The organism is Lachnospira hominis (ex Hitch et al. 2025) (assembly GCF_040096395.1).
GTDB lineage: Bacteria > Bacillota > Clostridia > Lachnospirales > Lachnospiraceae > Lachnospira > Lachnospira hominis.
This window is the reverse complement of sequence record NZ_JBBMES010000033.1, coordinates 1-7,648: the sequence shown is the minus strand read 5'-3', so window position 1 is coordinate 7,648 and position 7,648 is coordinate 1. Positions and strand designations below refer to the sequence as shown.

The window sequence follows — 7,648 nt, the reverse complement described above, 5'->3', positions numbered from 1 at the left end:
ACAGAGCGTGTGGATGGAGGAACGATGATGCTTGAAGCAATCAGCAAATGTAAGACCGGAGAGACAACTGCAATCGGTAAATTCCATGGATTTGAACTGCTTGTGGAAAAGAACTTCCTTGGTATCAATTATATGGTGCTTCGTGGAAAGACTGAGTACAAGGCAGAGCTTTCCACAAGTCCGGTCGGCAGTATGGTAAAGCTGGAAAACCTGTTCAACGGACTTCATGAGAACATTGATTTTCTGGAAAAGAAGATTGAGCAGTATCAGAATGACCTTGAAGCATCAAAGACTGAGTATGACAAGCCATTTGCGTACAGCAAGGAACTGGAAGAAAAGCTGGCAAGGCAGTGTGAACTGAATGCCCAGCTTGATCTTGAGAACGCAAAGGCTGTGGATGCAGACCTGAGCGGACCGGAGGAAGAAAGAGAAGCAGATGACAGGATGGAATCTGCAGCAATTGTAGCAGAGGATAAAGGTGCTTATACAGCCGACAGAGAGGGCAGAACACGATAGGAGAGTGAATAATATGAGCATAAGAAAAGTGGTCGCAGGACTACTGATTACAGCAGGGATTGCCATTATGGCAGTCCCTTTTTTCTGGCGGGCAACAGGAGAAAAACAGACAGAACAGCTCATAAGTGAATTTGAGCAGACATTGGAGGATGATTACGATGAAGAAACAGATGTGGAGGAAGAGCAAACCTCCATTAGTGAAGAGGATGAAGCCATTTTTAAAGAAGGCGGTGTTATCGGTATCATTGAGATACCGGGCATAGATATCCGGTATCCGGTAATGGAAGGAACCACAAGTAAAGTGCTTAATGCCGGGATCGGTCATATAGAAGAAACAGCAGGGATTGGGGAGAGTGGCAACTGTGTATTGTGCGGTCACAATGGCAGCAGATATGGCACATTTTTTACACCACTAAGTCAGATATCCATAGGTGATGAAGTAATGATAACCGACAAAAATGGGCTGAAGCATATCTATGAGGTAACAGAGACAGAGGTAGTAAATCCGTATGATAACAGCATCAAGACACAGGGCGATGAAAAAGAACTAACTCTTTTTACCTGTTCCCAGAAAGGAACCATGCGTTTTGTAGTCAGGTGCATTTATAAGGAGGCGGTGATGGATGAATAAGAGATACCGGTTAGGTGAGATAGAAGATGCAGTATCGGAAATGGAAGAGCTAATTGACATCGAGGATGATATTGCAGAGATTGATGATGAATTTCAGATAGTCGTAAGCGGCTGGTCTGTGTATGTCGAAAGCCTGAATCTGACACTCAGACAGGGAATAGCCTGTGTATGGGATGCAGAGGAAGGATTATTTATGCCTGATTTTGATGTGACCATCGTGTATGAGGGGAACATTGAAACACAGGAGTGGCTCTACTATGAGCAGGACGGAATGGTCGTTACACTTGGCAACTGGTTAAATGGCAGATTGTCTTGTGAACAGATAGAACAGCTTTGGTGTGAGTTTATCATACCGGAGCAAAACAAAGAACAAAAAGAAAGCGAGGAATAGCATATGAAGTATTCAATTAAGGTAAACGAAGTAAGGGCAAAAGAGGGCAGCAATATCAAAGGATTTGCAACAGTGGTATTCGGTGATTCATTTAAGATCACCAATATTGCAATCCTTGAGAATAAGGACAAGGGAGAGCTTTTTGTATCAATGCCTAGATACCGCTCCAATGAGCGTGATGAAAGCAATGGTGTGATTTATAAGGATGTGTGCAATCCTATCACAGCAGAGTTTCGTGAGGAACTCTATACCAATATCCTTGATGCCTATGCAAGAATCAGGGAACCGGAGAAAGAGGAGACACAGAAGCGGGACAGAATACAGGAAATGCCTGAGTTTTCCGTAACTGTGACACCTTATGAGAGGGAAGGCAGTAACATCAAGGGACTTGCACGCATTTATTTTGAAAACAGTTTCATCGTAAATAACATCAATATCGTGCAAGGCAAAGAGAAAATCTTTGTATCAATGCCTTCTTATAAAACAAAGCAGGTGGATGAGCAGGGTAAGCCTATTTACCAGGATGTTTGCTATCCGGTCACAAAGGATTTCAGGGAAAAACTCTATAATGAGATTATCTCGGAATATGAGAAAGCAAAGGATAAGAGCAATGAAAAAGCTAGGGAGAGTGCTGAGAAACATCATGGCAATCCCGATAAAGAGAAGGACAAAGAGGCAACACCCTTTCGATAATTAGCAATCGGAGAACAGGGGCGGCCAAGGCTGCCCCATTTACAGAATGGAGGAAACAGAATGGATATGGAAGCAGGAAAAACACTTACCAATGAGGAGGTCATAAGGGAACTTCTCGAATTATTAAAGAAAAATGCCATGAAAGAGCAGGCAAATGATGTATTTGAGATATGCAGCTATGTGGATGGACTGGAGAAAAAGATTGATTCCATGACGGAAGAACTAACCAATATGCAGAACCAGATCAAAGAAATGCAGGAAGATACACTTGTCAATAATGCTAAAAAGGCATTGTCGGAAGCACAGGAGCGACTTAATACCAGACGTGAGCAGATAAAGTCGCAGGTATTGGAAGTGAAAGCACAGGTCAAATCTACAGCAAAGAGCGTAGTTGATGAAGGAAAGGCAAAGGGAAGAACTGCATTATACAGGGTGTCGGAGTTCTTAGGAATTAAGAAAAGGCTTCTTGATATCCGAGAGAATGTAAGAGGCGCAATTAAGACCACGGATAAGGATATAGCAAAGACAGCACTTCTTGCAAAAGAATTTCGTGAAGCCGGGCAGACAGCAGCTAATGCATTCCGTACTTTTGCTGACAAACCGGAGGTAGATTATTCTCAGAAAGAGCAGAAACATCCAATTACAAAGGCAGTACTTGCTCCGATGAAAGCAGTGAAAAAGATGCTTGTATCAATGAAACTTCATTTGGATGCATCTATTGATAAGCTGGATAATCTGGCTATGAATGTGAAGCTTGATAAGGAAAAGCATATGGAGAATATGAAGAAGCAGGAACAGACAGAGCCGGAGAGGGCAGAAGCTGAGCGAGTGGAAGAAGAGGTTGTATATTCACCGATGGTTGCTGAACCACAGGAGTATCAGTATAATGCAGATGCATTTGAGGCTAGAGGCGTGGATGAGGTGAAACAGGAATTGGCACATAAGGAAGTAGCGAAGGTAATGGAAGATAAAGCCAGATAGTTGTGAGGGCGTGGGAGAAATCCTGCGTCCTTTTTTAATGCAGATTTGTTGCAATATAAAACATTGCAACGGTGTACAAAGGGAACATAATAAAAAACTTAATAATGGACTGCCAATCTTACACAAAGTACCGCCCAAACGAGACTACGGGCGGTATTTTTGTATCATGGCGGAGAAAGGAGAAACTTCCCACGGGGGCTTGACTGAAAAGTTGAGCCTCTTTTTTCATGCCAAAAAACAGGAGGTAAATGCTTATGGCAGATGATAAAACCACAAAAACGCCGGAACAGCCGGTAACGGATAGCGAGCCGGGCAAGGAAACGCCTCCCGCTCCCCTAGTTTATCCGGAGCCGGAAAAAAAGACGGAACCAGAGGTAAAGAACCCACAGGTTTCTGTCTATAACTTCGCTGAAATTATGAAGGAAAAGAAAGCCGAGGAACGGGCGGCAGCTCCCGGCGGGGAAAAGCCTGACCCGGCAAAAGCGGAGAAACCGGAAAAGCAGCCGGAGGCTCCGAAAAAAGCGGAGGAAAACCCCAAAGAGCCGGAACAGCCGAAGCGCCGGGGCCGTCCACCGAAAGCAGATAAGGACAAGGCCGCAGCCCCGAAGCCCAAAACTCCCGCACAGAAACCGGAAAATGCGGTCAAAAAGGAACCGGAGAAAAAAACGGCTCCAACGGTACAGACCGCTCCTGCTCCGAAGGGACCCGAAAAACCGAAGGATGCTCCACGCCGGGGCAAGGAACAGATCGTCTATATCAAGCTGAACGAGCTCCACGCCTTCAAGAACCATCCCTTTGAAGTCCGGGACGATGAAGAAATGCGAGCTATGGTGTCCAGCGTCAAGGACAAGGGCGTGACCCAGCCCGCTATTGTCCGTCCCCGTGAGGATGGCGGCTATGAGATCGTGTCCGGCCACCGCCCAGTCTTTGAGCAGTATAAGGCGATGAAGTACAGCCGGAAATTCCTCGCGGAGCATGAGGCCGACCTTGAACTGTACCGGGCTGCACAAGCGGAAATGCGCTCTCTGCTGGGCGGGGCGAAGCTCCCCAAAATGGATGTGCTGAAGGAAGAAGGCCGTAAGCTCACAGCAAAGAAAAAACAGCTCTATGGAGAATATCAAAAGGCGCGACGGGATATGCAGGAGATCGTCACGATCAAGGCGAACATTGACACTTTGATGGGCTACACCGAACCGGGAAGAAAGCAGGAAAAGGAGCGTTGAGATTATGAAAACAAGGAGCAAAGCGACGCTGACACTTCGGGCCATGTTGGCCCGAAGATACGGGTTTGGGGCGAGCCCCAACAAGCCGCCTTTGTGCCACTTGTGGCCACAGAGGCATTGCTTGCCACTTAGCGACAGCCCCTAAAATGGCGCAAAAAAACAGAGGCCCTTATTCTAGAACCTCCGTTTCTCTGACTTTCTTAATGCCCTCGGCTGTGGCTTCTATTACAACAAGCTCTTTTTTATTCATAGAATTTAGGAGCATATCAATGTGCTTTCTGCAAGAACTTGACCTTGCCCCTCCGTCCGCATGAATAAACTGGTCAACTGAAACGTCAAACATGGTAATGAGTTTAACAAAAAGGTCGAAGCTGGGATAATGACCTTTGTTCTCAATATTCATAATGGTACGGGAGTCACGGTCTACTAATTCCGCAACGTAGGCTTGTGTCCAGCCCTTTTCTTCTCTGGCTCTTTTGAGAGCTGCCCCGAGGTCGTGAAAGTCAAACCTTCTTTCATCTTGGTTCATTCTCATATCACCCTATATCATTGTACATTTCGGGTTGGATTATGAGAATGTAATGAAACTTTATGTAAGGTAGTATTTCATTTCACTATTCACTTGTAAAATCTTGATGTAAAAGCCAACATGCTATACAATTTATGAAGAAATAATTTTTTCAAAAATTCGTCCGCTGTAACATTTCACGGACATTTGCCTGTTATACTATCTACAAAAAGCAAAGGAAGTGAGGATATGAAGCAGATTTTAATTGTCGAGGACGACAGTTTTTTGAATAAGATGTTGGCCTATAACCTGACCGCAGACGGCTACGGCGTGACTTCTGCCCTAAATGCCAGAACCGCAGCCGAAGCCATCCGCCAGCGGGAATTTAATTTAGTGCTGCTGGACATCAACCTGCCGGACGGGAACGGTTTTGAACTGTGCAAGCTGATAAAGCCCCAGCACCCGGATACCATCGTGATTTTCCTGACCGCCAACGATCAGGAGAGCGACCAGATACGGGGTTATGAGGTGGGCGCGGTGGACTACATCACAAAGCCCTTTGTGATTGGGGCCTTGCAGCGGAAAATCAAAGCCATGTTCGCCATGCTGGAACACCACAAACCGGCCAAGGACATTTACGACGACGGGCGGCTGTTTCTGGACTTCTCGGAACAGACGGCTTCCTTAAATGGCAAGCACCTGACCCTATCCCCGATGGAGTACAAAATGCTGAACCTGTTCCGCAAAAATCCCCGGCAAGTGCTGACCCGTGGACAGCTTTTGGAAAAGCTGTGGGATATAGACGAAAGGTTTGTAGACGAACACACCCTGACAACTTCTATCAGCCGGATTCGCAGCAAGATTGAATCCGACGGCGGCGCGCCCTACATCAAGACCGTTTACGGCATGGGCTATCAATGGACGGGAGGCGAGGCAAAATGAAGTTTCAAAACCTCTCGGTAAAGCGGCTGTTTGGCCGGGTGGCAATAGGGTTTGCCCTCTCCATGTCCGGGATCACCATAGCCCTTTTTCTTGTGACAAAACAGACGGCGGTGCTGCTGACGGGCGGGACGCTGCTGTTGTGCGCCCTTGTAGGGATTTTTGTACTGACGCAGGCGTTTGGAAAACGGTTATCACAGTTTACCGCTGACCTGTGCCAGACCTTAGACCACATGATTGCCGGAAATGAAGCGCCCCAGCGGCCAGAGGACAGCGAAACCCAGCTTGCCAGAATCGGACACCGGCTGGCAAGGCTTTACCAGATCATGCAGGAGAACCGTCGCCGGGTGGACGAGGAACGGCAGGAGTTACAGACCCTTGTATCGGATATTTCCCATCAGGTGAAAACGCCGGTAAGCAATCTGAAAATGGCGACGGACACCCTGCTGGAAAAGCCTATGGCCGAGGCAGAGCGCACCGACTTTATCCGGGGAATCCGCAGCCAGACGGATAAGCTGGACTTTCTCTTTCAGGCCCTTGTGAAAACCTCCCGTCTGGAAACAGGCGTGATCCAGTTGGACAAGAAACCGGGCCGCCTCTTTGATACCGTGGCACAGGCCATGAGTGGGATCGTGTATGCAGCGGAGAAAAAGGAAATCGCCGTGTCCGTGGACTGCCCGGAGGATTTGACCGTTTCCCATGACAGCAAGTGGACATCGGAAGCCCTCTTTAACCTGCTGGACAATGCGGTGAAGTACACCCCGGCAGGCGGGAAAATCGCTGTGTCGGTGGTGCTGTGGGAAATGTATGTGGAGGTCAAAGTGACCGACACCGGCAAGGGCATTTCCGAAAGCAATCAGGCTGCCATCTTCCGGCGCTTCTATCGTGAGGAAGAAGTACACGAACAGCAGGGCGTGGGCATTGGCCTGTATCTGGCCCGCGAGATTGTAATGCGGCAGGGCGGCTATGTCAAAGTGGTTTCGGAGCCGGGCAAGGGTTCGGAATTTTCCATTATGCTGCCTACAAAATGAAAGTAAACAAGCGAGGTGTTTCTATTATGAATGAACGAGAAAAAATAATCCGACTGTGGTTTGATATGTGGCTTTATCAGAAAGATATGGGCATTGATGATATTTTTGCGGAAGATGTACTCTATACAGAAAGTTGGTGTCCCCAGTATAGCAATCGTAAAACAGTAAAACATTGGTTTCAGGAGTGGAATACCCGTGGAAAGGTGGTAGTTTGGGAAATCAAGCAATTTTTCCATAAAGAAAATCAAACGATTGTAGAGTGGTATTTCAAAAATGGAATGAACAATGGGGATATAGAGGAATTTGACGGTATTTCTTTGATTGAATGGACAGAGGACAATAAAATAAAATCATTAAAAGAGTTTGGGTGTAACCGTAATACCTACAATCCTTATCAAGAAAGCGATACTCCTCAATTTAGAAATCAAAAGGCGAATTGGTTTTAGAACAGATCATGAGCTACGGCGGACGGCCATTTCCGGCTGCCCGCCGTAAATTTTTTGAAATGTCCGAGCGTTGTAACATTTCACCCCGATTTTCAATGAAATTTTTGGGCCGCTGTAACATTTCGCGGACATTTGGGTTTTACAATACCCTTATCAGCAGGCAGAAAGTCTTGAAAGGAGTTTTGAGTATGAGCATTTTACAGACTATCGACCTGAAAAAGTATTACGGCACAAAGCCGAATATCACCCGCGCCCTTGACGGCGTGAACTTCTCCGTAAATGACGGTGA

General features: G+C 46.7%; 10 protein-coding genes and 1 pseudogene. 10 read left to right on the top strand and 1 reads right to left on the bottom strand.

The window, feature by feature from the left end:
- From WMO38_RS14735 to WMO38_RS14710, 6 genes are all read left to right on the top strand, one after another.
- On the top strand, positions 1 to 516 hold a 516-nt coding region (locus tag WMO38_RS14735; RefSeq protein ID WP_349163183.1), incomplete at its 5' end, for a hypothetical protein.
- Between the two features lie 13 nt (positions 517 to 529).
- Complete coding sequence (locus WMO38_RS14730; RefSeq protein ID WP_118590960.1) at positions 530 to 1,147, top strand: class D sortase; 618 nt, start codon at positions 530 to 532, stop codon at positions 1,145 to 1,147.
- Complete coding sequence (locus WMO38_RS14725; protein ID WP_349163182.1) at positions 1,140 to 1,538, top strand: hypothetical protein; 399 nt, start codon at positions 1,140 to 1,142, stop codon at positions 1,536 to 1,538. The genes WMO38_RS14730 and WMO38_RS14725 overlap by 8 nt, the downstream gene beginning before the upstream one ends.
- 3 nt (positions 1,539 to 1,541) lie before the next feature.
- Positions 1,542 to 2,231, top strand: coding sequence for a SpoVG family protein (locus WMO38_RS14720; protein ID WP_055068865.1), 690 nt, complete (start codon positions 1,542 to 1,544; stop codon positions 2,229 to 2,231).
- A gap of 60 nt (positions 2,232 to 2,291) precedes the next feature.
- Positions 2,292 to 3,212, top strand: a complete 921-nt coding sequence (locus WMO38_RS14715) for a DUF6674 family protein (RefSeq protein ID WP_349163181.1) — start codon at positions 2,292 to 2,294, stop codon at positions 3,210 to 3,212.
- A 254-nt stretch (positions 3,213 to 3,466) separates the two neighbouring features.
- Entirely contained in the window at positions 3,467 to 4,435 is a 969-nt protein-coding gene (locus tag WMO38_RS14710) for a ParB N-terminal domain-containing protein (protein WP_349163180.1), read from the top strand.
- A gap of 169 nt (positions 4,436 to 4,604) precedes the next feature.
- Here WMO38_RS14710 and WMO38_RS14705 read toward each other — a convergent pair whose 3' ends face one another.
- On the bottom strand, positions 4,605 to 4,964 hold the full coding sequence (locus WMO38_RS14705) for a helix-turn-helix domain-containing protein (protein ID WP_435391023.1): 360 nt from the start codon (positions 4,962 to 4,964) through the stop codon (positions 4,605 to 4,607).
- Between the two features lie 228 nt (positions 4,965 to 5,192).
- Here WMO38_RS14705 and WMO38_RS14700 point away from each other — a divergent pair, with 228 nt between their 5' ends.
- The 4 genes and pseudogenes from WMO38_RS14700 to WMO38_RS14685 all read left to right on the top strand — a co-directional run.
- Complete coding sequence (locus tag WMO38_RS14700; protein WP_306774880.1) at positions 5,193 to 5,885, top strand: response regulator transcription factor; 693 nt, start codon at positions 5,193 to 5,195, stop codon at positions 5,883 to 5,885.
- A complete protein-coding gene (locus WMO38_RS14695) occupies positions 5,882 to 6,913 on the top strand; it encodes a sensor histidine kinase (RefSeq protein ID WP_306774881.1) in 1,032 nt (343 codons plus the stop codon). The genes WMO38_RS14700 and WMO38_RS14695 overlap by 4 nt, the downstream gene beginning before the upstream one ends.
- A gap of 26 nt (positions 6,914 to 6,939) precedes the next feature.
- A complete protein-coding gene (locus WMO38_RS14690; RefSeq protein WP_044946403.1) occupies positions 6,940 to 7,359 on the top strand; it encodes a nuclear transport factor 2 family protein in 420 nt (139 codons plus the stop codon).
- Positions 7,360 to 7,454: 95 nt separating this feature from the next.
- Positions 7,455 to 7,648: pseudogene (locus WMO38_RS14685) on the top strand (ABC transporter ATP-binding protein); the annotation flags it as partial.

Excerpts from the sequence above, each read along its gene's own strand:
- WMO38_RS14730 (WP_118590960.1), top strand. The coding sequence starts at position 530 with ATGAGCATAAGAAAAGTGGTCGCAGGACTACTGATTACAGCAGGGATT.
- WMO38_RS14705 (WP_435391023.1), bottom strand. The coding sequence starts at position 4,964 with ATGAACCAAGATGAAAGAAGGTTTGACTTTCACGACCTCGGGGCAGCT.
- WMO38_RS14710 (WP_349163180.1), top strand. The coding sequence starts at position 3,467 with ATGGCAGATGATAAAACCACAAAAACGCCGGAACAGCCGGTAACGGAT.
- WMO38_RS14725 (WP_349163182.1), top strand. The coding sequence starts at position 1,140 with ATGAATAAGAGATACCGGTTAGGTGAGATAGAAGATGCAGTATCGGAA.
- WMO38_RS14720 (WP_055068865.1), top strand. The coding sequence starts at position 1,542 with ATGAAGTATTCAATTAAGGTAAACGAAGTAAGGGCAAAAGAGGGCAGC.
- WMO38_RS14700 (WP_306774880.1), top strand. The coding sequence starts at position 5,193 with ATGAAGCAGATTTTAATTGTCGAGGACGACAGTTTTTTGAATAAGATG.
- WMO38_RS14695 (WP_306774881.1), top strand. The coding sequence starts at position 5,882 with ATGAAGTTTCAAAACCTCTCGGTAAAGCGGCTGTTTGGCCGGGTGGCA.
- WMO38_RS14715 (WP_349163181.1), top strand. The coding sequence starts at position 2,292 with ATGGATATGGAAGCAGGAAAAACACTTACCAATGAGGAGGTCATAAGG.
- WMO38_RS14690 (WP_044946403.1), top strand. The coding sequence starts at position 6,940 with ATGAATGAACGAGAAAAAATAATCCGACTGTGGTTTGATATGTGGCTT.